This window comes from Corynebacterium sp. P3-F1, assembly GCF_030503635.1.
In the GTDB taxonomy this organism is placed as follows: Bacteria; Actinomycetota; Actinomycetes; order Mycobacteriales; family Mycobacteriaceae; genus Corynebacterium.
In genome coordinates this window covers 1,573,336-1,595,887 of record NZ_CP129965.1, presented here as the reverse complement: position 1 = coordinate 1,595,887, position 22,552 = coordinate 1,573,336, and the positions used below count along the sequence as shown (strand labels likewise).

Annotated in this window: 26 protein-coding genes and 1 pseudogene; 5 read left to right on the top strand and 22 right to left on the bottom strand. The window is 61.7% G+C overall.

Annotation, left to right across the window (positions count from 1 at the left end; translation table 11 throughout):
- Positions 1-82: 82 nt before the first annotated feature.
- The 10 genes from QYQ98_RS07575 to QYQ98_RS07530 all read right to left on the bottom strand — a co-directional run bounded on the left by QYQ98_RS07575 (position 83) and on the right by QYQ98_RS07530 (position 7,138).
- Positions 83-1,096, bottom strand: a complete 1,014-nt coding sequence (locus tag QYQ98_RS07575; RefSeq protein ID WP_302006259.1) for a DNA-directed RNA polymerase subunit alpha — start codon at positions 1,094-1,096, stop codon at positions 83-85.
- A 146-nt stretch (positions 1,097-1,242) separates the two neighbouring features.
- A complete protein-coding gene (gene rpsD, locus QYQ98_RS07570) occupies positions 1,243-1,848 on the bottom strand; it encodes a 30S ribosomal protein S4 (protein WP_302006258.1) in 606 nt (201 codons plus the stop codon).
- Positions 1,849-1,879: 31 nt separating this feature from the next.
- Positions 1,880-2,287: a 30S ribosomal protein S11 gene (rpsK, locus tag QYQ98_RS07565; RefSeq protein WP_210573900.1), complete on the bottom strand. Its 408-nt coding sequence runs from the start codon at positions 2,285-2,287 to the stop codon at positions 1,880-1,882.
- Between the two features lie 3 nt (positions 2,288-2,290).
- Positions 2,291-2,659: a 30S ribosomal protein S13 gene (rpsM, locus tag QYQ98_RS07560; RefSeq protein WP_005286639.1), complete on the bottom strand. Its 369-nt coding sequence runs from the start codon at positions 2,657-2,659 to the stop codon at positions 2,291-2,293.
- A 218-nt stretch (positions 2,660-2,877) separates the two neighbouring features.
- Positions 2,878-3,096 (bottom strand): translation initiation factor IF-1, encoded by a 219-nt coding sequence (gene infA / locus QYQ98_RS07555; protein ID WP_076599143.1) that lies wholly within the window; start codon positions 3,094-3,096, stop codon positions 2,878-2,880.
- A 189-nt stretch (positions 3,097-3,285) separates the two neighbouring features.
- Entirely contained in the window at positions 3,286-4,089 is an 804-nt protein-coding gene (locus QYQ98_RS07550) for a L,D-transpeptidase (protein ID WP_302006256.1), read from the bottom strand.
- A gap of 59 nt (positions 4,090-4,148) precedes the next feature.
- Entirely contained in the window at positions 4,149-4,946 is a 798-nt protein-coding gene (gene map, locus QYQ98_RS07545; protein ID WP_302006255.1) for a type I methionyl aminopeptidase, read from the bottom strand.
- 27 nt (positions 4,947-4,973) lie between these two features.
- Positions 4,974-5,519, bottom strand: a complete 546-nt coding sequence (locus QYQ98_RS07540) for an adenylate kinase (RefSeq protein ID WP_302006254.1) — start codon at positions 5,517-5,519, stop codon at positions 4,974-4,976.
- A complete protein-coding gene (secY, locus tag QYQ98_RS07535) occupies positions 5,519-6,850 on the bottom strand; it encodes a preprotein translocase subunit SecY (RefSeq protein WP_302006253.1) in 1,332 nt (443 codons plus the stop codon). The genes QYQ98_RS07540 and secY overlap by 1 nt, the downstream gene beginning before the upstream one ends.
- Before the next feature lie 165 nt (positions 6,851-7,015).
- Positions 7,016-7,138 (bottom strand): hypothetical protein, encoded by a 123-nt coding sequence (locus tag QYQ98_RS07530; RefSeq protein WP_302006252.1) that lies wholly within the window; start codon positions 7,136-7,138, stop codon positions 7,016-7,018.
- A 24-nt stretch (positions 7,139-7,162) separates the two neighbouring features.
- Between QYQ98_RS07530 and QYQ98_RS07525 the strand changes: the two genes are divergently transcribed.
- Genes QYQ98_RS07525 through QYQ98_RS07515 form a run of 3 tightly spaced genes read left to right on the top strand, consistent with a single transcriptional unit; the run spans position 7,163 to position 12,342 of the window.
- Positions 7,163-8,626 (top strand): aspartate aminotransferase family protein, encoded by a 1,464-nt coding sequence (locus QYQ98_RS07525; protein WP_302006251.1) that lies wholly within the window; start codon positions 7,163-7,165, stop codon positions 8,624-8,626.
- A 15-nt stretch (positions 8,627-8,641) separates the two neighbouring features.
- Positions 8,642-9,985 (top strand): lysine N(6)-hydroxylase/L-ornithine N(5)-oxygenase family protein, encoded by a 1,344-nt coding sequence (locus tag QYQ98_RS07520; protein ID WP_302006250.1) that lies wholly within the window; start codon positions 8,642-8,644, stop codon positions 9,983-9,985.
- A 41-nt stretch (positions 9,986-10,026) separates the two neighbouring features.
- A complete protein-coding gene (locus QYQ98_RS07515) occupies positions 10,027-12,342 on the top strand; it encodes a GNAT family N-acetyltransferase (protein ID WP_302006249.1) in 2,316 nt (771 codons plus the stop codon).
- Here the strand turns inward: QYQ98_RS07515 and QYQ98_RS07510 are convergent.
- From QYQ98_RS07510 to QYQ98_RS07495, 4 genes are read right to left on the bottom strand one after another with little or no spacing between them, the layout of a single operon-like run.
- Positions 12,339-13,136 (bottom strand): ABC transporter ATP-binding protein, encoded by a 798-nt coding sequence (locus QYQ98_RS07510; protein WP_302006248.1) that lies wholly within the window; start codon positions 13,134-13,136, stop codon positions 12,339-12,341. The genes QYQ98_RS07515 and QYQ98_RS07510 overlap by 4 nt on opposite strands.
- Before the next feature lie 26 nt (positions 13,137-13,162).
- Positions 13,163-14,146 carry an iron chelate uptake ABC transporter family permease subunit gene (locus QYQ98_RS07505; protein WP_302006247.1) on the bottom strand — a complete coding sequence of 328 codons (984 nt, stop codon included), beginning with the start codon at positions 14,144-14,146 and terminating at the stop codon, positions 13,163-13,165.
- A 48-nt stretch (positions 14,147-14,194) separates the two neighbouring features.
- The gene (locus QYQ98_RS07500) at positions 14,195-15,217 is read right to left on the bottom strand and encodes an iron ABC transporter permease (protein ID WP_302006246.1); all 1,023 of its coding nucleotides are present in this window, start codon (positions 15,215-15,217) and stop codon (positions 14,195-14,197) included.
- 6 nt (positions 15,218-15,223) lie between these two features.
- Complete coding sequence (locus QYQ98_RS07495) at positions 15,224-16,174, bottom strand: ABC transporter substrate-binding protein (protein ID WP_302006245.1); 951 nt, start codon at positions 16,172-16,174, stop codon at positions 15,224-15,226.
- 131 nt (positions 16,175-16,305) lie between these two features.
- Between QYQ98_RS07495 and QYQ98_RS07490 the strand changes: the two genes are divergently transcribed.
- Positions 16,306-17,100 carry a siderophore-interacting protein gene (locus QYQ98_RS07490; RefSeq protein ID WP_302006244.1) on the top strand — a complete coding sequence of 265 codons (795 nt, stop codon included), beginning with the start codon at positions 16,306-16,308 and terminating at the stop codon, positions 17,098-17,100.
- Between the two features lie 75 nt (positions 17,101-17,175).
- Here QYQ98_RS07490 and QYQ98_RS07485 read toward each other — a convergent pair whose 3' ends face one another.
- A complete protein-coding gene (locus tag QYQ98_RS07485; RefSeq protein ID WP_302006243.1) occupies positions 17,176-17,586 on the bottom strand; it encodes a hypothetical protein in 411 nt (136 codons plus the stop codon).
- 13 nt (positions 17,587-17,599) lie between these two features.
- On the opposite strand from QYQ98_RS07485, the gene QYQ98_RS07480 reads away from it, so the two are divergent.
- A complete protein-coding gene (locus QYQ98_RS07480; protein WP_302006242.1) occupies positions 17,600-17,995 on the top strand; it encodes a hypothetical protein in 396 nt (131 codons plus the stop codon).
- A gap of 723 nt (positions 17,996-18,718) precedes the next feature.
- On the opposite strand, the pseudogene rplO reads toward QYQ98_RS07480, so the two are convergent.
- The 7 genes and pseudogenes from rplO to QYQ98_RS07445 all read right to left on the bottom strand — a co-directional run.
- Positions 18,719-19,150: pseudogene (gene rplO / locus QYQ98_RS07475) on the bottom strand (50S ribosomal protein L15); the annotation flags it as partial.
- Between the two features lie 8 nt (positions 19,151-19,158).
- Positions 19,159-19,344: a 50S ribosomal protein L30 gene (gene rpmD, locus QYQ98_RS07470; RefSeq protein WP_302006241.1), complete on the bottom strand. Its 186-nt coding sequence runs from the start codon at positions 19,342-19,344 to the stop codon at positions 19,159-19,161.
- A gap of 5 nt (positions 19,345-19,349) precedes the next feature.
- Positions 19,350-20,033, bottom strand: coding sequence for a 30S ribosomal protein S5 (gene rpsE, locus QYQ98_RS07465; RefSeq protein ID WP_302006240.1), 684 nt, complete (start codon positions 20,031-20,033; stop codon positions 19,350-19,352).
- Positions 20,034-20,071: 38 nt separating this feature from the next.
- Entirely contained in the window at positions 20,072-20,479 is a 408-nt protein-coding gene (gene rplR / locus QYQ98_RS07460; RefSeq protein WP_302006238.1) for a 50S ribosomal protein L18, read from the bottom strand.
- A gap of 3 nt (positions 20,480-20,482) precedes the next feature.
- Positions 20,483-21,019, bottom strand: coding sequence for a 50S ribosomal protein L6 (gene rplF, locus QYQ98_RS07455; RefSeq protein WP_302006237.1), 537 nt, complete (start codon positions 21,017-21,019; stop codon positions 20,483-20,485).
- 17 nt (positions 21,020-21,036) lie between these two features.
- A complete protein-coding gene (gene rpsH / locus QYQ98_RS07450) occupies positions 21,037-21,435 on the bottom strand; it encodes a 30S ribosomal protein S8 (protein ID WP_302006236.1) in 399 nt (132 codons plus the stop codon).
- A 334-nt stretch (positions 21,436-21,769) separates the two neighbouring features.
- Positions 21,770-22,495, bottom strand: a complete 726-nt coding sequence (locus QYQ98_RS07445; RefSeq protein WP_302006235.1) for a DUF2786 domain-containing protein — start codon at positions 22,493-22,495, stop codon at positions 21,770-21,772.
- Between the last annotated feature and the right edge of the window lie 57 nt (positions 22,496-22,552).

Genomic DNA, 22,552 nt, shown 5'->3' with positions numbered 1-22,552 from the left:
CTACGGAACTGCCGGGTGGCGGCTAGTTCGACGAGACCGGGGAAACGGTGTTCATTGAAACGTCAGTGTCAGTGCGCGTTGTTTACTCGGCGTCATCCATGCCGCTGTCGACAAAGTCGCCGGTCTCAGCGTCGTAGCCCTCGATCTGGGTGGGATCGAAGTCCTCCGGAGCGTCCTTGAGGGTCAGCCCCAGCGAAGCCAGCTTGATCTTGACCTCGTTGATGGACTTCTGACCGAAGTTGCGGATGTCCAGCAGGTCAGACTCGGTGCACTCGGCAAGTTCACCGACCGTGTGGATTTCCTGGCGCTTCAGGCAGTTGTAGGAACGCACGGAGAAGTTCAGGTCCTCAATCGGCATGTTGTACGCGGCGATGTACTCCGTCTCCTGCGGGGACGGGCCGATCTCGATGCCCTCGGCTGCGGTGTTCAGCTCGCGTGCGAGGCCGAACAGTTCAACGAGGGTGGAGCCGGCGGACGCGAGGGCGTCGCGGGCGGACATGGAGTTCTTGGTCTCCACATCGATGATCAGCTTGTCAAAGTCGGTACGCTGCTCAACACGGGTCGCCTCAACCTTGTAAGAGACCTTCAGCACCGGCGAGTAGATCTGGTCGACCGGGATACGGCCGATCTCGCCGCCGGAGTTGGTCATGGCCGGAACATAGCCGCGGCCGCGCTCGACAACGAGCTCCATCTCCAGGCGCGCCTGCTCGTTGAGCGAAGCGATGTGCAGGTCCGGGTTGTGCACGGTGACATCGGCCGGCAGATCGATGTCTGCGGCCGTGATGTCGCCCGGGCCTTCCTTGGACAGGTACATGACCACCGGCTCGTCAGAGTCGGAGGACAGAACCAAGTTCTTCACGTTGAGGATGATCTCAGAGACGTTCTCCTTCACACCGTTGATCGTGGTGAACTCGTGGAGCACACCGTCGATCTTGATGGAGGTCACGGCTGCGCCCGGGATGGACGACAGCAACGTGCGGCGAAGAGAGTTACCAAGGGTGTAACCGAAACCGGGCTCGAGCGGCTCGATGACGAACTTCGAGCGGTTGGTGTCGATGTATTCCTCGGTGAGCTGAGGACGCTGTGAGATGAGCATGGACTTCTCCTTTTCCGGCGACCGCTATTTGACGCCGTAGAGGGTGCCGGTGGTTGAGCCGCCGACACGGATGACAGTTGAAGGATGCGTCGATAAGCAATTGCTTTTCGACGCCCCGAAGCACCGCAATGCGCGGAACTTCGATGTTACTTCGAGTAAAGCTCGACGATGAGCTGCTCCTGCAGCGGAACGTCGATCTGAGCGCGCTCGGGCAGCTGGTGCACGAGGATGCGCAGGGTGTCTGGAACGACCTGGAGCCACGCCGGGACGACGGAGTCGACCAGCGCGTCCTGAGCCTCTTCGAACCAAAGCATGTTGCGGGACTTGTCACGCACATCAATGATGTCGTACTGGGTCACGCGGTGGGACGGCACGTTGGTCTTCTTGCCGTTGACCGTGAAGTGGCCGTGGGAGACCAGCTGACGTGCCTGACGGCGAGTACGTGCCAGGCCGGCGCGGTACACAACGTTGTCCAGGCGGGACTCCAGCAGAACCAGCAGGTTGTCGCCGGTCTTGCCCGGGAGGCGGTTCGCCTCCTCGTAGTAGCGGCGGAACTGCTTCTCCATCACACCGTAGGTGTAACGGGCCTTCTGCTTCTCCTGGAGCTGCAGCAGGTACTCAGATTCCTTGACGCGGGCGCGGCCAGCCTGCCCCGGAGGGTAGGGACGGCGCTCGAATGACATGTCGCCGCCGACAAGGTCGACACGCAGGCGGCGAGACTTACGGGTAGCAGGGCCGGTATAACGAGCCATGGTTTATTACCTCTTTTCCTTATCTCACCAGTTAAACGCGACGACGCTTCGGCGGACGACAACCATTGAACGGCTGCGGCGTCACGTCGGAGATCGAGGACACCTCCAGGCCAGCGGCCTGGATGGAACGGATTGCGGTCTCACGGCCGGAGCCCGGACCCTTGACAAAGACGTCGACCTTCTTCATACCGTGGTCCATTGCCTTGCGGGCAGCGTTCTCGGCAGCCATCTGAGCGGCGAACGGGGTGGACTTGCGGGAACCCTTGAAGCCGACGTGGCCGGAGGATGCCCAGGAGATCACAGCGCCGTTCGGGTCCGTGATGGACACGATGGTGTTGTTAAAGGTGGACTTGATGTACGCGTGGCCTGCGGCCACATTCTTCTTGGCTACGCGGCGACCGGAGCGGCGCGCAGCAGCGGAGCGAGTCTTCGGTGGCATAGGTTACTTCTTCTTTCCTGCGATGGTCTTCTTCGGTCCCTTGCGGGTACGCGCGTTGGTCTTGGTGCGCTGGCCGCGGACCGGCAGTCCGCGACGGTGACGCAGGCCCTGGTAGGAGCCGATTTCGATCTTGCGGCGGATGTCAGCCTGGACCTCGCGGCGGAGGTCACCCTCGACCTTCCACGAGTTCTCAATGACATCACGAAGAGCGGCGACCTGATCATCGGTCAGGTTGTCGGTGCGCAGGTCAGGAGAGATGCCCGTCTTCTCGAGCAGCTCCTTGGAACGGGCAGGGCCGATTCCATAGATGTAGGTAAGTGCGACCTCCATGCGCTTGTTGCGCGGCAGGTCGACACCAGCTAGACGTGCCATGTGGTACGTGCCTTTCAGGTTGTTTCGGTGGTTTTCTCCCCACTCGTCCACGCCACGCGGCACTTGTGTCCGGACCGTCCCGGACGATTGGGCCGTGGTTCACGTGGCTCCAGCCACCGCAGCCGGAGGTTGCATGGACCGGCGTCACGCTCGACGCGCAACGTCACAGTCTGTGAGAAAGGAGGCTTCTGTCAGTGCGACTGACTCGTAGCCGTCTACTACTTGTAGCGGTAAACGATACGTCCGCGCTCCAAGTCGTACGGGGAGAGCTCCACGACGACTCGGTCCTCGGGGAGGATGCGGATGTAGTGCTGGCGCATCTTGCCGCTAATGTGCGCGAGAACTTCGTGCCCGTTGTCCAGTTCGACACGGAACATTGCGTTCTTCAAGGGCTCAATAATGCGGCCCTCGACCTCGATTGCGCCTTCTTTAGCCATACACTCCGCTTTCCCGGCACCGCGAGAAAACCGCTGGTGCCTGACGTATTTGAGTCAATTGCTTGTAGCGTGCTGGGATTTTCCCGCACACCACCAGACCACTGTAGCCCTCTACCTGCGGTAAAGCAAAATCCTCCCAAGCTCAAAAGTATAGGCTCGGGAGGATGAGGCCGCTGGGTCGGACGCGTGCTAGAAAACGTGAACCTGGTCGCCGACGTTCAGGGAATTGAAGTACGTCTCAGCATCAGCGCGGTACATACGAATGCAACCTGCGGACTTGATAGACGGGTCACCCTGGTGGAACGCAATTCCGTTGTGGGTGAAATAAGTGGCGTACGGCATTGGGGCGTTGTTGAACTCGTATGAGATCTCGTCCTTGACCTTACGGTTTACATAGTGGAATCCCTTCGGGGTCTCCTGTCCCGGCTTGCCAGAGGCCATCCGCACTGGGCCGTAAGTAATCTTGCCGTCGCGCTGCAGCCACGTGCGCTGGTTCTTCAAGTCGACACATGCACGCGCACTCGGAGCACAACCTGTCGGCTGGGCGTTCGGTTTGGCGGCCGGTTTCGGAGCGGGTTTCGGTGCCGGCTTGGGAGCGGGCTCCGGCTTCGGTTTCGGGGTGCGCTCGGCGATCAGGCCCGGCGCCATGGCTTCGACGATGCCATCGATACCGTCGTGAAGCTGCTTTTCCAGTGCCTTGTTACCGCGCGAGATCGCGGTAGCCTGGGCGCGAAGCGCGTTGCGGGCGTCCCACACCGCGTTGCGAGCGTTGGTGGTGACCTGCATCGACGCAGCCTGGAGGCTCTTTTCCGCCTGCTGCAGGAACGGGGAATTGCTGGACGCTGCCGGGGCAGGGATCGCTGGAGCGGCCTCTGCGATAGCCGGGGTCATCACGAGAGCGGCTGCAATACCAGCGCTCCCGACTAGCGAGCCCGCTCGGCGAACAAAACGGGAACGAGTGGTCTGGCGTGCGTTACGCGGAGAGTACGACATGCTGGGAAGTATACTGCCTCGTTGGCAAAAACTGTGATTACTGACTGAACTCCCTTGTTTCATGCCGCTCGAGGGGTGAGGATTCGGGGACCAATCTCCGTCGCAGCCACGGTGTGTTCCCAGTGCGCGGCGGGCGCTCTATCCGCTGTGACCACTGTCCAGTCGTCATCGAGGACATCCGAATCGGTCTCGCCGCCCAGAATCAGCATCGGCTCGATAGCCAGCACGGATCCCGCTGCGATGAGCGGGCCGCGGCCGGGACGGCCTTCATTATGCAAGTAAGGATCCTCATGCATTTCGCGGCCGATACCGTGGCCACCGTAGCCGTCAAGGATGCCGAGCTTCACGCCGAAATCCGTCTCCGCCCGGCGAGTCGCCGTTTCAAGGGCATAGGAGACATCGGAGAGCCGGTTACCTGGCACCATTGCTTGCAATCCTTCGAGCAAGACTTGGCGGGTCGCCCGATTCAGCTTATCGACGTCGTCCGCTAGCACCCCCACCCCGAAACTCCAAGCAGAGTCGCCCACCCAGCCGTCAAGGGTAGCGCCGCAGTCAATGGACACGAGATCGCCCTCTGCGAGAACAATGTCAGCGCTTGGGATTCCGTGAACCACGACTTCATTCACCGATGCGCAAATGGAGCCGGGAAAGCCGTTGTACCCCTTGAAGGTCGGCACTGCCCCGTGATCGCGGATCACGGTTTCGGCGACACGGTCCAGCTCAGCGGTAGAGACTCCGGGAGCAGCCGCTTCACGTACCTCGCGAAGCGCAATGCCGGCGATACGGCCAGCCGCTTCCATCGCGTCGAGCTCGCCCGGTGACTTTGCCGGGATGGATTTCTTGCGGCCGAACAGCATGCGAGAACCTTTAGAGTGTCGTATCCGTTAGCGCTGAAGGCGCTCCATTGCGCGAGCGTTGACCTCGTCGACGTCGCCCTCGGCGACGATGTTGATGATCGCGTCGCCGTAGTGGTCGATCAGCGGAGCAGTCTCGTTGCGGTACACCTGCAGTCGCGTACGGATCGTGTCCTCGTTGTCGTCCGCGCGACCGCGTGCGAGCATGCGCTCCACGACAACATCCTCGTCGACCTGGAAGTTCAGGACACCATCAAGTTCTTGGCCGTTGCGCGACAGAAGCTCTTCGAGGATCTCCGCCTGTTCAACAGTGCGCGGGAAGCCGTCGAGAAGCCAGCCGTTCCGTGCGTCATCCTCGTTGAGGCGCTCCTCCACCATGCGTGCGGTGACATCGGTGGGAACAAGCTTGCCCGCGTCGATGTACTCCTTGGCTTCTTTGCCCAGCGGAGTGCCTTCACCGATGTTTGCGCGGAACAGATCGCCCGTGGAGATGTGCGGAATGTTCAGCTTCTCAGAAAGAATCGCTGCCTGGGTGCCTTTGCCGGCACCGGGAGGGCCGAGGAGAACGAGACGCATTATTTCAACAGTCCTTCGTAGTTGGATTGCAGTAGCTGGGATTCAATTTGCTTGACCGTGGTCAGGGCCACGGAGACCATAATCAGGATAGCTGTGCCGCCAAAGGCGGTCGTTCCCCCGGCTCCGCCGCTTCCGCTGATGCCAAGGTCGATCGCGATATTCGGGAGAATAGCGATCAAACCGAGGTAAATCGCACCGACGAAGAGCAGACGGTTCATCACGAACGCCAGGTACTCGGCCGTCGGTCGGCCCGGGCGAATGCCGGGGATGAAGCCACCGTACTTCTTCATGTTGTCCGCCTGCTCGTACGGGTCGTACTGAATGGAAACGTAGAAGTAGGCGAAGAAGATGATCAGCACGAAATAGGTGAGGATGTACTGCCACGAAGCCGGGTTCTGCAGCCACGCCATAACAGTGGACATCCACCAATTGTCCGGCGGAGTCGGCTTGTTGGAGTTGACGATCTGAGTGATCAACACTGGCACGTACATCAGGGAGGACGCGAAGATCACCGGGATAACACCGGCCTGGTTAACCTTCAACGGAAGGTAGGTCGACGTGCCACCGTACTGGCGGCGGCCCACCATGCGCTTCGCGTATTGGACCGGGATGCGGCGCTGCCCCTGCTCGATGAAGACGATGCCGACGACGAGGAGGATCGCCGCCGCGACAACCACCGCGAAAACGACAGGGCCCGACTGGCGCAGGATATTCGCGCCGTCCGTCGGAATGCGGGTTGCGATACCGGCAAAGATCAGCAACGACATACCGTTACCAACGCCCTTTTCCGTGATGATCTCACCGAGCCACATGATCAAAACGGCACCCGACGTCATCACGATGACCATCATCGCCAGCGTCCACAGGCTCCGGTCCTCCACGAGAACCGGCACGCCCTGGCCAAGAAGCTGCTCCCGGTCAGCCAGCGCCACGATGCCGGAGGACTGCAACAATGCCAGCGCAACAGTCAGATAGCGCGTGTACTGCGTCATCTTCGCTTGTCCGGACTGGCCCTCCTTCTTCAGCTCCTCAAAGCGCGGAATGACGACGGTGAGCAGCTGCACGATGATCGACGCCGTAATGTACGGCATGATCCCGATCGCGAATATTGACAGCTGCAGCAGAGCGCCGCCCGAGAAGAGACTGATCACCGAGAAAATATTGGCGTCGTTGCCTTCGGTGAGCGCTTTCAGGCGCTCGGCGATCACACCGTAATCGACACCCGGAGTCGGGATCTGCGCGCCGATCCGGTAGAGAATGATCAGCGCAATAGTGATCAGGATCTTCTTACGTAGATCGGCATCCTTGAACGCCTGAACAATGGCTGACACGTGGCCTCCTGGCTCCCCCGACCGGAATGGCTGCCGCGGGAGGTAGTGGACAGTAACTTTTTACAAGCTTTCATTGCGGCCAGCGCACACAAAACGAGCGCCGGACACAAGCGACTTGTTCACCCTAGCAGGTGTTCAGGTTAAACCATGAAACGGTAACTACTATCACGCTTCCCGTTCGCTGACCGTGACCTGGATGACTGCCGAGGCGTGACGATGCATGCGCACGAAGAGATCACCCTGCTTTTCAGCATTCTCTTCAACAGCCCCTAGAGTGAGGTTAGCCAAACCTTAGTATGTTAATGTTGGTTCATGCCCTCCAACTTTGAGCATTCCCCGTCTACCGACATCGGTCCGCATCTCGTCGGGCGCGGTGCGACGGCGGGGGAGTTCAGTGCTGCTCTCGACCAAGCAACGTCCCTCGCCGCTCAGGCAATCTACGGAGCACAGCACCCCGTTCCCCCGCCCGACACCTGCAGGGCTACCGAGCAGCTCAACGGCGTTGACCTCGCCGCCCCACTCAACCAACTCGACCTTGTCCTCGCGGAGCTTCGTGAGATTTGGCTCGACAGCGCGGTTTTTTACCACCACCCCGGTTACCTTTCCCATTTGAATTGCCCGATTGCCTTGCCCGCCGTCGCCGCGGATGTTCTGGCCACCTCGCTTAACACCGCGGTGGAATCCTGGGACCAGGCCGGTTCGGCGGCATTCATCGAGCAACGTCTGATCCGCTGGGTGAGTCGCGCCGTTGGCTTTCCTAATTCCTCCAACGGCGTGTTCACCTCCGGCGGTACCCAATCCAACCTGCAGGCACTGACCATCGCACGCAACAAAGCTCGGGCTAATGCGCCTATAGGTTCACTCGCCTTTTTCGCTTCACCCGAGGCGCACTACTCGGTGCGCCGCGCGGCGGATCTTCTCGGTATCGCAGAAGACAACTTCGTCAGCGTCAGCATGGAACCGAAAGAGCTAAACACCGCCATCACTCGCGCTAGGCAGGACGGTCTCGTGCCCGCGGCCGTGGTCGCCACGGCAGGAACAACGGACCGCGGACTGATCGACCCGCTCGCCTCCGTCGCCGAGGTGTGCCAGGCGGAAGGGGTGCACCTCCACGTCGATGCCGCCTACGGCGGGGCTGCGTGCTTTTCTGCCACCCACGCGGAGCTTCTTCGCGGCATCGACCGGGCTGACAGCGTGACCATCGACTTCCACAAGACCTTCTTTCAGCCCCTGGCTTGCTCAGCGGTGCTGCTGCGCCACGCCGCTGACCTCTCCGCTACGCGTGTACACGCCGACTACCTCAACCCGGCCGAAGCACCACAACTTAACCTCGCCGACTACTCGCTGCAAACCTCTCGGCGTTTCGACGCTCTCAAGCTCTGGGTGACACTGAGAACCGTTGGGCCCGAAGCTTTTGGAGCCGCGTTTGATGCCGTCATCACGCTCGCACGCGACACCGCGCACGCGATTGAGCACGACGACGAAATGGCCGAGCTCGAACTCTACGAACAACCCCATCTGAGCACCGTGCTCTTTTCGCTTTGCAGCGACCCGTTCGGCGAGCTCGCCGAGCCCATCCGCGAAGCACTCTATGCATCCGGCACCGCCGCCATCGCCGTGACCCGTATCGGCGAACGCCACCTGATGAAGTTCACCATTCTGGACCCAACGTTAACGCTCGATGAAATCAAGAACGCTCTCCGCGCTGTAATCCACGTGAGCCACGACCTGGCAACGCCGCCCAATAGCGCGGCGAACGAACCACAAGAAAAGTAGGAGGAGCCACACTCCATGTCCATACCTGACACCCCTGCCATCGACCGCACCTTCGACATCGTTGGGGTCGGCATCGGCCCTTTCAACCTCGGCCTCGCCGCACTCGCACAGCCGCTTGTCGACACCGGAGAGATCACCGCGGCCTTCTTCGACAAACGCCCTGCCTTCCGCTGGCACCCTGGCCTGTTGTTAGAAGAGTCCACCATCCAAGTTCCTTTCATGGCCGATCTAGTCACCCTGGCAGACCCCACAAGCCGATATAGCTTCCTCAACTACCTCAAGCTCAACGGCCGGCTGCACCGCTTCTACATCCGCGAAAACTTCTACCCGCTTCGCAGTGAGTACTCCGACTACTGTGCATGGGTGAGCGAGCAGCTCAGCACCACGCACTGGGGCAGTGAGGTACGCGCGGTGCGCCCGGCCCCAGAGCAAGTACGTGACACCACCGGTGCTCGCTGGATCATCGAGATCACCGGGTGCCCTGATGTTTTTGCGCGCAACGTGGTCAGCGGGGTGGGCACCGAACCCTTCGTCCCGGAAGAACTATCCGGTGCGCTGCGTGCTGACGACGAACCCCGCGCGATTCACTCTGCCGACTATCTCATGGCGCGCGCGTCATTGCGTCAGTCCCAGTCGGTGACCGTGATCGGCTCCGGCCAGTCCGCAGCTGAGATCTACGCAGACCTGCTTCCACAGGCCGTCGCAGAGGGAAAGCGCGTGGATTGGCTGACCCGCTCCCCACGCTTCTTCCCCATGGAGTACACAAAGCTCACTCTGGAATTGACCTCCCCAGAGTATGCGCGCTACGTGCGTAGTCTGCCCATGGACCTCCGCGACCAGCTGGTGAGGGAGGACCGCAGCCTGTACAAGGGCATCTCGTCTGAAACGATCAGTTCCATCTACGACATGCTTTATAGGCTCAGCCTTTCTTACGACCTGGCGGAGCACACTACGCTTCGCGCCGGCGTGAGTGTGAGCTACGAATGCAGCCGGAGTAACTGCCTAGAGTTCGACCTGAGGCACGAACAAAGCGGCACCCGGGCCACACACTTGACGCACGCCGCCGTTTTGTGCACTGGCTACCGTAGTACCCAAATCCCTACCTTCCTCGAGCCCGTACGCGACTTGCTCAACCTCGACGCGCGGGGCCGCTTCGACCTAGACGAAAACTTCGCCGCCGACGATGCGAACTCCCTGTTCGCACTCAACGCAGACGAGCACCTCATCTCCCTGAACGGCCCCGATCTGGGAATGGGTCCGTGGCGCAACTCCATCGTTTTGCGCGCCATCATGGGCCGGGAAGTCTACCCCATCGAACGCTCCATCGCCTTTCAAAGTATCGGAGGGTTCGCAGTATGAGCTGGGTCCACAGCACCGCCGGGTGGCTGAAGTTTCGGCCCGTGGCCACAAGCGATCGCGAAACCCTGCACCGCTGGTTCATCGACCCGCGATCGCGGTTCTGGGGTGCACTCGATGCCTCGCCCGACGACGTCGCAGCCGAGATCTCACGTCTCGCCGCCGCGCCGCACGAAAGCGGCTACATGATCGAGCGGGCGGGCTCCTCCCTCGCCTTCGTTGAACTCTACGACCCCGCGCATGTGCTCCTCGATCACCTGGCCGAGCAGCTGCCCGTATGCTCCGGGGACATAGGCATGCACCTGCTGTGCGCCCCACCAGCGGGTGCCGCCACGGAGCCTGGACTTACCTCGGCCCTTATGGCCGCGACCGTTGCCTGGATCTTTTCAGCCCCGTTCGAGCATCATCGCATCCTCGTTGAGCCCGACATACGCAATTCCAAAATCCTCGCCAAAAACTCCCTCGCCGGGTTCCGCACCGTACCCGGCTTCGCGGAGACTGCACTGGCTGACAAAACCGCGTGTATACAAGCGGTGGAGCCCGCGGATTTCTTCGCCTCTCCTCTCGCTGCACGAGCCCGCGTGCCGCACCTGAACCTGCCCTCGCCCGCCACGCACCTGACGGGCGACGCGGCCCGACATGCGGAGCGCCAACTTGTTGCCAAGGCTCTGCGCGAGATGATCCACGAGCGAGCGCTCACCGCACACCCAACAGGAGATCCCGGCCACTACAGCGTCGCAGTCGGCGAGACGAAGATCCACTTCACCGCGACGGCGCACGAATTAGAGCACTACAACATCGCCCCCGACTCGGTGCGCGACGAAAGCGGCGTCCCAGTCCGCCTGATCCCGCTCTTTGCACGCTTGGCCCCGCAGTTGGACATCCCGGCATCATTCGTGCATACATACCTGGAAGAGCTGTCCTCCACGCTCGCTGGGCGGGCTCGCGCCGAAACCTTGTCCCGCCCCTCCGTCACGGAGCTTTCCGATGCCGCAGCGTCGCTCTCCCCCGCCGAGTACATGCAATACGTCGAGTCGGCGATGATAGAGGGCCACCCGGGATTCATTGCCAACGCAGGGCGCTCCGGGATGAGCGAAGCAGAGGCCGCAGCGTACGTCCCCGAGTCAGGCAGGTCCACCGCACTGGTGTGGGTCGCGGTACGCAAGGAGGCGGCCCATGTGGCATCGACAAGCAGCGTGCACGTGGAGGAGATTGTCCGCAAGTACCTAGGTGTTCTCGCGGAGCGTGGGTTCGACTCGGAGCGCTATGTTGCGCTGCCAGTGCACCCGTGGCAGTGGGAAAACAAAGTCACCACCGTCTTCGCCGATCTCATTCTCAGCGGGGACATAGTCTACCTCGGAGAGGGCGAGGATCTCATGCACCCGCAGCAGTCGCTGCGCACCTTTTTCAATCTCACGCGCCCCGAGCTCCCATACGTCAAAACTGCAGTCGCCGTGCGCAACATGGGCTTCACCCGCGGTTTGTCCCCGAAGTACATGGCAGTCACCCCCGCCATCAACGAGTGGGTGGGCTCGCTTCTCGATGCCGACCCTGACTTCACCCATCACAACGTTCGCCTGCTCAAGGAGATCGCCTCGGTTGGCGTGACCGGGGATGTCTACCATCTAAGCGTCAACTCTGGCGTCGCCGACGACGGCCCCCACCAGAAAATGCTGGCGGCTCTGTGGCGCGAGTCCCCGATCCCGCTGCTCGGCGAGGGCAACGTCGCAGTCACCCTCGCCGCAGTACTTCACTCTGATCGCGCTGGACGTCCACTCGCAGCGGAATGGATCGCCCGCTCGGGTCTCACTCCCGCCGACTGGCTCGGCAAGCTTCTCGATGTCTACCTCCGCCCCGCCATACGCGCTCTCGCGGAATACGACATTGCATTCATGCTGCATTCCGAGAATGTGATCCTGGAACTGGACGGCTTCGTCCCCGTGGGCTCTTTCTTCAAAGATATCGGGGAGGAGGTGGCGGTACTCGACCCCAGCCGCGAGGTGCCCGACTTCATCGCGCGCATCAAGGGCGACGCAACGACGAACGGGGAATTGCGCGTCCAGCCGATCCACACCGACATCCTCGATGGCGTGCTGCGTCACCTCAGCGCCCTACTATCCTGCGCCGGAACCCTCAGCGACGAAGAGTTCTGGGCCTGCGTACGTGGCTGTGTGGATAAGTATTGGGCCGACTACCCCGACTCTGGCTCGAACTTGCCTCTGCTGGCCCCGGACTTCATGAACTCTTGCCTGAACCGGCTGCAATGGCGCAACCCAGAGACCATGGTGGACTTGAGCGACCAGAACTCCTCCCTGTTATACGCGGGTAGGATGCAAAACCCGATCAGTCGGCAGCACTAGTGCACAGTACCTCGCGGCACGATCACGGGCGCGACACCCGCGGGGTCATCCCATACCTCGGCACGCAGGCCGTAGGCCTGCGCCAGCACTTCGGCGGTAAGGGCCTGCCTCGGGGTGCCATGGGACAGGATGCGGCCCTCGCGCATGACCACCATCGTGTCGGAGAACATTCCGGCCAGCATGAGATCGTGGAGCACCATCACCACGGCTTTGCCAGAGCGGGCCTGCTCGCGGGCGAGCGCCAGCATGTCCATCGCGTTGGCGGGGTCGAGAAAGGTCGTCGGCTCGTCGAGAAGCAACACAGGCGTGTCCTGTGCCAGTGTCATTGCCAGCCACACTCTTTGGCGCTGGCCGCCGCTGAGCGCATCAATCTCGCGCTCGAGCAGGTCGGTAATCTGGGTGGCCTCGCAGGCACGCGCTATCGCCTCATGGTCCGCGGCAGATAGTCCAGCCATGCGCCCCTGGTAAGGGTGGCGCCCGCGTGCGACGAGCTCGCCGGCAAATAACCCGTCCGGCGCGGAGGGATGCTGCGGAAGAAGGGCCACGCGGCGAGCTGCCTCGCGTGCTTTCAATGTGTGAACGTCGACACCGCTGACAAGCACCCTGCCCTCGCGGGGGGTAAGTAGCTTGGACAGCGCCTTGAGCAGCGTGGACTTGCCGCATCCATTCGGCCCGATGAGAGTAGTTACCTCCCCCGCGCGCGCTGTGAGGTCCACGCCGTGGAGAATGTCCGCGCTGTCGGCATACCCTGCGCGGATGCCGCGAGCGGCAAGCGCCACATCAGTTCCAGCCATATTCACCCCTCTGTTGTCATGTGTATTCACTGCGCTGCTCTCCTCCACACCAGCACCACTAATAAGATCCCGCCGACGATTGAGGAGACTGCCCCCACCGGTGCGGCCGTCGGGATGAGCCCGGCGACGACCTCACACACCGCCAAGATTGCCGCCCCGGCCGTCGCAGCGACCAGCGGCGAGGGGGTGGGAGTCCGAGCCACGAGACGGCCGAAGTGGGGCGCGATCAAGGCGACGAATCCAATCGGCCCCACCGCCGCGACGACTACGGCGGATACCCCGGTCGCAGCGACGAGCAGCATTCTCCGTTGCAACGTGGTATTCACCCCCAGCATGGAAGCGGAGAAATCGTCGTGTGCCAAAAGCGGTAGGTCACGCCCGCACCACAGGCCAAGCGCGACGAAGGGGGCCAGTCCGAGCAGCAACGGCAGAATAGCATCCATGCGGATGAAGCCAGTCGAACCGGCCAACCAGGTCTGCGCCTCGGCAGCGCGAAAGAGATCCGCGCGCAGCAACAGGTAGCTCACACCCGCCTGCAGCATCATCGTCAGCGCGAAGCCGACGATGACGATCCTGTTACTGGTGCCAATCCCGCCGAGTATTGTGAGCACCACGACGACCGTGACCGCCCCCACGACCGCCAGGGTGGCGCGCCACCAGAAGATGGGAATGTCGTCGGCAACGGCCGGGCGATAGGAAATACTGCCCAGCACCACCGCGACCGCCGCACCGGAGGTCACGCCCAGAATGTCCGGAGAAGCCAACGGGTTGCGCGACATCGATTGAGTCCACGCCCCCGCCATGCCTAATGCCCCTCCCACGATGAGGGTGGCGAGAGCGACGGGGATCCGCAAGTCCCACACGGCCATGATTTCGCGGGAGGTACCGCCACCGGTGAGCACCTCGATGACGCGCCCGACGCTCATCGGCACCTCACCCTGCCCCAATAGGACGAGGTAAGCGGCGGCTGCCACGAGCGCAAAAAACACCCCTGCGGCGATCTGTTTCATCCTGCGTTCGCGCCTTTGCACGCCGAGAACGTGTGCTGTTTGGTTCACCTACTCCCCCACTTTCTTTCCAGCGCCGCGGCGCACGGCCGCAATGAGCACTGGGCCACCGATCACGGCGATGACGATGGACATCTCCAGCTCTCCAGGCTGCATGATGAGACGTCCGATGATATCTGCGAGCAAGACGAGCACACCACCGAATAGCGCCGCAGGCAACAACAAGCGGCTGACCTGGGGGCCAAGGAAACGACGCAGGATGTGCGGGGCCGCGAAACCGACAAACACTACTGGGCCGGCGGTCGCGGTGGCGGTGCCGGCGAGGACTACGACACCGAGCGCAGCCAGCACACGCGCCCTGCGCGTCGAGCCGCCGAGCGCCAGGGATGTCTCCTCCCCCATGGCCAATAGGTCGAGGGGACGCGCGGCGAGAGCTGTGATCACCGCGCCGACCGCCAGACCCGCCCATGCCACAGCCGCATCCTCATAGCTGCGGCCGAAGGTCGAACCGACTGTCCAGTGCCTCATGCCGTCTAGGACTGAGCTGTCGAAAAGGCCAATGAGGACCGATCCGGCACGCAACGAGGCATCGATCCCCGCGCCCACCAGTATCAACGTGAGTGGACTCGCGGAGCGGCGCGCGATTGTCAGGACCAGCAGTGAGGCTGCTGCCGCGCCGATAAAGGCACACACTGTGGCGCTGGTGAGGCCGACCACAGCACCGGTCACGCTTCCGACAGCCACGGCAAAAGCAGCCCCTGCGGTGATGCCGATGAACCCAGGGTCTGCGAGCGGATTGCGCGTCCAGGCTTGGGCGAGCACACCGGCGATGGCCAGGCACGCCCCGACGGCGTAAGCAAGCAGGGTCCGGGGCAGGCGCAGCTCCCAAAATATACTGTGTACATCGTCGCTGCCGTGGCCCGTGGCCGCAGCGACGAGATCACCGATCGGGATGGTACGCGAGCCGAGCGCCAGGGAGGCCAGCACCGTAAAGACCGAGACAACCGCGAGCAGTGCGACGGCCCGCGAGAAGTCGCGGGAACGGCGCACTGTGAGTGTGTCGGAAGTACTCATCAGGCGCTACTTGAGCTGCTCTTCAAACTTCTCGGCCAGCCACGGGATGGTCACCGGGTTAGGCATACTCATCGCATTGCCGCTGTCAGTGTCAAGGTAGCGCACGCGTCCCTCCTTAACCACGTCCAGGCCTTGGAAGATCGGGTCGTCTTTGACCTGTTCGACCGCACCGTTGTAGTCCAACACGAAGAGGTAATCCACGTTGTTGAGCTCGGTGTAGTTCTCCGGCGCATAGTCGACGAAGAAGTTCGTGCCGTCGCCCTGCAGTTCATCAGGGATGACAAAGCCGAGGTCCTGGATAAACTGTCCGCGACCGTCCTCGGCAGTGTATAGACCGATCTTGCCCTCGTAGGGCATGACAACGGCCGCACGGGCACCCTGAACCTCGGGGTGCTCTTTGCGGAAATCTTCGAAAACCTTCTCAGTCTGTTCAATCAGTTCCTTGCCCTTCGACCCCTTGCCAACACCCTCGGCGATCGCCTCAACCTGCTTATCCCATGGGACCTGCCAGTCCTCGTACTCCTCAGGCTTGAGAGTGGTCGGCGCTATCTTCTCCAGGGACTCCTGGGCCTGAATGTCGACGGCCTGGTTCACGGCGACGATATGAGTGGGGTTGACGGCTGAGACCTTCTCCAGAATGTCAGCGGTGAAGCCGCTGGCGACGTTGTGGATCACGGTCGGCTGGGCATCACCAAGCAATTCCTCAGACCACGGGCCGACACCGGAAGGACCGACGTCACCTTCCGCACCCCATGGCGCGACGGCAGCGGGGGTGATGTCGAGCGCGAGTAACGTGTCTGCGTCTCCCAGGCCGAGGCTGGCCACACGCATCTCGCCGTTGTCGGCCCCAGTAGTCATAGCGGATTCACCATCGCCCCGCGAGCAGCCTGCCAAGGTGAGCGTAAGGGCGGTGAGGGCAGCAGCGATGCTGGTGGCGCGCTTGTTCAGAAAAGTCATGGGTGATTACTTCCCTCGTCTTCGACCCATTAAGGGCACATTGGTGTGTTCAAATTGCATTGACTGCCTTATAGTAAAGCCCACGTAAGAAGTAATGCAAGCCTTACCTCACTGGACCTAGGTCACGACGCATGACTAAACACTTGTTGCACCCCCTCATGCTCGTCGCGAACGAGCAGCTCAAGCCGCGGCTCCATCGCCTCACCTTCACGGCCGAAGTCTTCGCCGACTACCCGTTAAGCGGCCCCGACGAATACTTCGGCCTGCTCATGCCGCGACCGGGCCAGCACTTCCGCCCCTTCGGGCTCAACGGCACCAACATCCGCGCGGCCGTCGCCACCATTCCCCAAGAAACGCGGCCCGACTTGCGCTGGTACACGATTCGCAGCCTCGATCGGGAACGCAAACTCATGGACGTCGATGTCGTCACCCACGGCGACACCGGCCCCGGCTCCCGTTGGATCCGTCAGGCACGCCCGGGCGACACGGCCGGCATGTTCACCTGCCCCGCCCTGTGGACCCCGCCGAGAGCCTCGCAGCTACTCCTCGCCGATGCTTCCGCACTACCGGCCCTGCGCCACATCCTCGACTACCAGCAAGCGAACGCCCCCGCAGCGCTAGCGCAGACTCACGTGATCGCAGTGGTCACCGACTCCGCAGAGGTCGAGGACGGGCTCGCCGAGCAATGGGACGCACGCGTTTCTTCTCTGACCATCGTCGAGGCCCCCAAGACTGCCGAGACGGATGCCGCCCTCACCGCGCTCCACGCCCGCTTCGACGGCGTGGAAAAGCCACGCTCCGTGTGGGTCTCCGGTGAAGGCAACCTCACCAAAGCGGTTCGGGCGCTCGCTGTGAAAGATTGGGGCATCGACCCGGCCGACGTCGTCTGGGTGCCCTTCTGGTTCCACGGCAGGTCGCGGCCCTAGCACGCGAAACACTTCCGCGCAGCCACTGAAATAGCCCCCGAAAGTTGGGCTGGTTTCATTCTCGGCAGTTAGGTTTCACAAGGTCTGATTCCGATATTGCATCGGGGTCAGCTCCGCCGGCTTCCGCCTGGAGTCCGGCGATGAAGACGTCCACGAACCATGCCCGCTTGTCGGCAAAGATTTCCTCTGCGGGCTGCGGAAAGGGCGAATTCGCGCAATGATCCCGAAGTGGAAGTTGACTACATCGAGGTTGCTGGGGCACAGCCCGTACTCCGCGGCTTGCGCGAGGAGGGGCCTGTAGAGAGCCCCCAATGTAAGAGTCATGGTGTCCTTGTCTGCATGATCAAGATCAGGCGCAAGCTTGGGCAAGACTTCTTGGCCGAAGGCGGGGAAATTGAGGTTGACTATCTCATTGATCGCGGATCGCCACGTGTCCTCCGGCGCGTCGGGGAAGCGGGTGACGTGCTTATCGACGACGACGCGCATATCTTCTATCGGTGTGGCAGTGTGGATGCTGCACGGTGTCTACGGCACGCTCACCGGTAGCGTCGGCATAGAATGGCTTGCCATCGCCCTCGGCATCGCCGCAACGTCCACAGTGACTGCAGGCCTGGGCACCATCTTGGGTGTGCCGGGTGCAGGCATCGGCGCGATCCTGACCATCTTCGTGGCCAACCCCCTCTCCGGTCTGGCCACCGGCCCGTGGCTTCTGCCGGCTGGCTGGTCCACCCTCGGCCAACTCATGCCGATCGGCGCGACCGGCTACCTGGTGCGCTCCTTAAGCTTCTTTGATGGCGCCGGCGCAACGAATACATGGATCGTCCCGTGCTCCTGGATCACCGTTGGCCTGATCTTGCTGCTCCTGGACCGCTCTAAAGAAAAGGCTGAGCAGTAGCGCACAACCATTGCCGATACACCTGCTGCACTGAACTAGGCCCCGAAGGTTGGACTGGTTTAATACTGGGCGGTTAGGGTTTCAAGGGTCTGCTTCCGATCTTGCATCGGAGTCAGACCCTTGAGTTGTCGTTGGAGCCGTTGCGTGTTGTGTACCACTGCATGCGCTCGTCGATCGCGGCAGTGAATTGCTCAACGAAGCCGAGGAAAACGCTGTAGTTGGCGATGCAGCCACTGTATGGGTGACGTTTGAGCGATCGAACAGATCCATCACCGGCGACAAATACACCTTGTCGTTCGTGACAATGAACTCGGCGATGTCGCTAACAAAAACAGTGTTGAACTTCTCCGGGGTGAAGTTGCGGTCGAGCGTGCTGTCAGCAATATGGCGATATGGCGATATGGCGATATGGCTGATTGTGCCTACGCAAGAAACTGCTCCCCACTAGTTAGCAACTGATTTCTCAGTCCAACTAATGGGGAGCAATGCCCCCGAGGAGGGCGGTGAGGGGGTGTGGTGCTTCAAACACCGATAGGCGGTAGAGGTTTAGTTCTCTTCGCCAACCTCGGCCGGAACTTCAGCCGTAGCCGGAGTCTCAGCTGTAGCCTCGGTCATAGACGCCGTACCTGTCAGCGGGTCAGATTCCTTGACACCCTTGGAGTCAGCGGCATCGGCCTTGGCATCGGTCTGAACTGCCTTGGCTCGAGAGACTGCCTCGGTGGTGGTGCCGCCAGCGGCGGTGATCTTCTCCGTCGCGGACTTGGAGAACTTCTCTGCGGTGACGTCGAGCTTGACGGAGATCTCACCGTCGCCCAGCACCTTCACCGGCTGGTTCTTGCGAACCAGGCCAGCTGCAGCGATGTCGGCGGAGGTGATGGAGCCACCCTCCGGGAACGCCTTGGCCAAGTCGGAAACGTTGACGACCTGGTAGACGATCTTGTTGTTGTTCTTGAAGCCCTTCAGCTTCGGCAGACGCATGTGAAGCGGCATCTGACCACCTTCGAAGGCGGCAGAAACCTGCTTGCGTGCCTTAGTACCCTTGGTACCGCGGCCAGCGGTCTTACCCTTGGAAGCCTCACCGCGGCCGACGCGGGTCTTGGCCTTGTTCGCACCCTCAGCCGGGCGCAGATCATGGAGCTTGATGATGTCAGCCATGTCAGTACCTACTCCCCTGCTACTTCTTCAACGGTGACCAGGTGAGCCACCTTGAGGATCTGGCCGCGCGTCGCGCCGTTGTCGTTCTTGACAACAGACTGGCCGATCTTGCGCAGGCCCAGAGCCTCGAGATTCTTACGGGTGACCGGCTTCTCGCCGACCATGCCGTGGTGAAGTGTGATTTTCAGTGCCATTGTGCTTAAGCCTCCTGTCCTGCGCGCTGACGCAGCATGCGTGCGGGGGCGACTTCCTCGATGGACTTGCTACGGCGTGCAGCAACTTCCTCGGGGCGCACGAGTTCCTTCAGGCCGGCAACGGTAGCGCGAACCACGTTGAGGGCGTTGTCGGAACCCAGCGACTTGGCCAGGATGTCCTGGATGCCAGCGCACTCGAGCACCGGACGGGCAGCGCCGCCGGCGATGACACCGGTACCGGGAGCAGCCGGGCGCAGCATAACCACGCCTGCAGCATCCTCGCCCTGAACCGGGTGGGGGATGGTACCGCCGATCATCGGGACGCGGAAGAAGTTCTTGCGTGCCTCTTCTGCACCCTTTTGGATGGCGGCGGGAACTTCCTTCGCCTTGCCGTAGCCGACACCGACCATACCCTGGCCATCGCCTACCACAACGAGTGCGGTGAAGGACATGTTGCGGCCACCCTTGACGGTCTTGGCGACGCGGTTGATGGTGACAACACGCTCGATGTACTTGTCGCGCTCGTCCTGGGCACCGCCACGGCGGTCGTCGCGGCGGCCACCGCGACCACCACGGTCGTTACGGTCGTTGCGGCCGCCACGATCATTGCGGTCGTTGCGTCCGTTGTTGTTCTGGTTGTTCTGGTCGTCGGCGGATGCTCCGCCGTCACGCCGTTCACGCTCGGCCATGTCGCGATCCTTCCGTTGAGTTTCGTCTGCGGTGGTCATTAGAACTTCAGACCACCTTCACGAGCAGCGTCGGCAAGCGCGGCGACGCGGCCGTGGTACTTGTAGCCGCCACGGTCGAAGACAACTGCCTCGATGCCGGCTTCCTTGGCGCGCTCAGCGACGAGCTCGCCAACCTTGGCTGCCTTGGCTTTCTTGTCACCCTCAAGGTTGCGCACTGCCTCTTCCATGGAGGAAGCGGACACGAGAGTGTGGCCGGCCAAATCGTCGATAACCTGGACGTGCATGTGGCGCGAGCTGCGGTGCACGACGAGACGCGGGGTCTCCGGGGTGCCACGCAGGGTCTTGCGGATGCGGTTGTGGCGGCGAACGCGGGCCTCACGACGGCGGGTAGCGATATCCCGGCCGACCGGGGTGCGCTTCTGAGTAGTCTTTTCTTCAGTGCTCATGGATTACTTACCCGTCTTTCCGACCTTGCGGCGAACCTGCTCGCCCTCGTAACGGATGCCCTTGCCCTTGTACGGGTCATCCTTGCGGAGGCGACGGATGTTCGCAGCGATCTGGCCAACCTGCTGCTTGTCAATGCCTTCGATGGAGAACTTGGTGTTGCCGTCGACGGCGAACGTGACGCCCTCCGGAGCCTCGATGAGGATCGGATGGGAGTAGCCGAGGGAGAACTCGAGGTCCTTGCCCTTCAGCTGCACGCGGTAGCCGACGCCGAAGATCTCCATGTTGATCTTGTAGCCCTCGGTCACGCCGACAACGCAGTTGTTGATCAGCGAGCGGGACAGACCGTGGAGCGAGCGGTTGTCGCGGTGGTCATTCGGACGAGAAACCACGATCTGGTTCTCTTCAACGGCAGCGGTGATCGGCTCCGGGACATCGACAGTGAGAGTGCCCTTCGGACCCTTCACCTCGACGTGCTGGCCGTCGATCTTGGTTTCCACACCGTTGGGGATAGCGATAGGTGCATTACCTACACGAGACATATCTGTTCAACCTCCCTTTACCAGACGTAGGCGAGGACTTCCCCACCTACACCCTTCTCGTGGGCCTGGCGGTCCGTGAGCAGGCCGTGGGACGTGGAGATAATGGCCACACCCAGGCCGCCGAGAACCTGCGGCAGGTCGTTGGACTTCGCGTAGACACGCAGACCAGGCTTGGACACGCGACGCAGACCTGCGATGGAAGCCTGGCGGGACGGGCCGTACTTCAGGTCGAGGGTGAGGGTCTTGCCGACCTTCTCTTCCTCCACCTTGTAGTCAGCGATGTAGCCCTCCTGCTTGAGGATCTCCGCGATGTTGACCTTCAACTTCGAGGAGGGCATGGACACGGACTCGTGGTGCGCGTTGTTTGCGTTGCGCACGCGAGACAGCATGTCCGCAATGGGATCTGTCATGGTCATGGTTGACCGTTTACCTTTCTCGTTGCGGTTCCCGTGACCCACCTGGTCCAGTACGCCCATGAGGGCACCGGACACGCGTTATCCGTGTGTTCTGTCGGGGGCTACTACGAGTTCGCAGTGCTTGAGCAGCGACAACATGAACTCAATCAGTGGCGCTCCTTGCCGCTTAGTAACGGAAGGTGCTCGCCGCCACCCTTCATACGGTCCGCATTTCGGCGGGGGGCCTGCAACAAAGTTGGATGTATACGTTCAATGCGGATCTGACACACCGCATACCGGGCGCGCAGAACCGTTGGTCAACCATACAGGTCAGAGCAAAGAAAGCACAAATTGCTTAACACGGCAGCGCCGGCCGCGCCCAGACACGTGTCTGGCCGAGGTCGCTGCGCTCGCCAGCGCTGGCTCCGCACAGGAATGACGCAGCGTCGACTGATGCTTTGGACGCTCGGTTGGAGAACATGATTCCCTCCTTGTCGGCGAATACCTCCATGGCATCCTGAGCTTTGTCGCGGTCGTTCATGAGCGCGAGCACGTATTCACCCTTTCCGGCAGCGACGGATCCCTCCGCCGCTTCCAGCCGGGCAACCACGACACTGATGAATCCGCCCATGTACGACCTGCGCGCAACAACCGTGGCCACCCCCGCGGCCCGACTCCCGCACACTCCTTTCGCCCCCGCCGCCATCTGCGGATTCAACACCCCGTACAGCATCTCCACCCTCTCAACATGCCGGCGTGAACCGAAGACGACCACGGTTGAGACTTTCCTCGATCCCCGGGCAGATTCCATATAACCGACACAGTGCAAAGCGCCGCTCAACCGGAGCAAAAGCGACGCCTGCATGTCTGTGTACGAACCTCCGAGAGCGAATGTGCGCATTATCACCTCATCCCCTTGCGACGGGTTATGCAGGTCTCTTTCCTCAAACCCGTAGACGGCCATAAGCTCAAAGGCCTTCTGATAGAACACGTCGCCTTCGGCGGTGCCCGCCCGGTCCGCAGCCTGGTTGAGCAGCTTTTGAACACGTTCTTTGATCTTCTGAATGTCGGTGGCACCCATTTCTCCCCCTTGGTATGTGCGTGTGAAAGGTACGCCCTTGTTTCTATCCGGCGCACG

Bases quoted from the DNA above. Each gene is read 5' to 3' on its own strand.
- QYQ98_RS07575 (WP_302006259.1), bottom strand. From the start codon at position 1,096: ATGCTCATCTCACAGCGTCCTCAGCTCACCGAGGAATACATCGACACC.
- rpsD (WP_302006258.1), bottom strand. From the start codon at position 1,848: ATGGCTCGTTATACCGGCCCTGCTACCCGTAAGTCTCGCCGCCTGCGT.
- rpsK (WP_210573900.1), bottom strand. From the start codon at position 2,287: ATGCCACCGAAGACTCGCTCCGCTGCTGCGCGCCGCTCCGGTCGCCGC.
- rpsM (WP_005286639.1), bottom strand. From the start codon at position 2,659: ATGGCACGTCTAGCTGGTGTCGACCTGCCGCGCAACAAGCGCATGGAG.
- infA (WP_076599143.1), bottom strand. From the start codon at position 3,096: ATGGCTAAAGAAGGCGCAATCGAGGTCGAGGGCCGCATTATTGAGCCC.
- QYQ98_RS07550 (WP_302006256.1), bottom strand. From the start codon at position 4,089: ATGTCGTACTCTCCGCGTAACGCACGCCAGACCACTCGTTCCCGTTTT.
- map (WP_302006255.1), bottom strand. From the start codon at position 4,946: ATGCTGTTCGGCCGCAAGAAATCCATCCCGGCAAAGTCACCGGGCGAG.
- QYQ98_RS07540 (WP_302006254.1), bottom strand. From the start codon at position 5,519: ATGCGTCTCGTTCTCCTCGGCCCTCCCGGTGCCGGCAAAGGCACCCAG.
- QYQ98_RS07525 (WP_302006251.1), top strand. From the start codon at position 7,163: ATGCCCTCCAACTTTGAGCATTCCCCGTCTACCGACATCGGTCCGCAT.
- QYQ98_RS07520 (WP_302006250.1), top strand. From the start codon at position 8,642: ATGTCCATACCTGACACCCCTGCCATCGACCGCACCTTCGACATCGTT.
- QYQ98_RS07510 (WP_302006248.1), bottom strand. From the start codon at position 13,136: ATGGCTGGAACTGATGTGGCGCTTGCCGCTCGCGGCATCCGCGCAGGG.
- QYQ98_RS07505 (WP_302006247.1), bottom strand. From the start codon at position 14,146: ATGAAACAGATCGCCGCAGGGGTGTTTTTTGCGCTCGTGGCAGCCGCC.
- QYQ98_RS07500 (WP_302006246.1), bottom strand. From the start codon at position 15,217: ATGAGTACTTCCGACACACTCACAGTGCGCCGTTCCCGCGACTTCTCG.
- QYQ98_RS07495 (WP_302006245.1), bottom strand. From the start codon at position 16,174: ATGACTTTTCTGAACAAGCGCGCCACCAGCATCGCTGCTGCCCTCACC.
- QYQ98_RS07490 (WP_302006244.1), top strand. From the start codon at position 16,306: ATGACTAAACACTTGTTGCACCCCCTCATGCTCGTCGCGAACGAGCAG.
- QYQ98_RS07485 (WP_302006243.1), bottom strand. From the start codon at position 17,586: ATGCGCGTCGTCGTCGATAAGCACGTCACCCGCTTCCCCGACGCGCCG.
- rpmD (WP_302006241.1), bottom strand. From the start codon at position 19,344: ATGGCACTGAAAATCACACTTCACCACGGCATGGTCGGCGAGAAGCCG.
- rpsE (WP_302006240.1), bottom strand. From the start codon at position 20,033: ATGGCCGAGCGTGAACGGCGTGACGGCGGAGCATCCGCCGACGACCAG.
- rplR (WP_302006238.1), bottom strand. From the start codon at position 20,479: ATGAGCACTGAAGAAAAGACTACTCAGAAGCGCACCCCGGTCGGCCGG.
- rplF (WP_302006237.1), bottom strand. From the start codon at position 21,019: ATGTCTCGTGTAGGTAATGCACCTATCGCTATCCCCAACGGTGTGGAA.
- rpsH (WP_302006236.1), bottom strand. From the start codon at position 21,435: ATGACCATGACAGATCCCATTGCGGACATGCTGTCTCGCGTGCGCAAC.
- QYQ98_RS07445 (WP_302006235.1), bottom strand. From the start codon at position 22,495: ATGGGTGCCACCGACATTCAGAAGATCAAAGAACGTGTTCAAAAGCTG.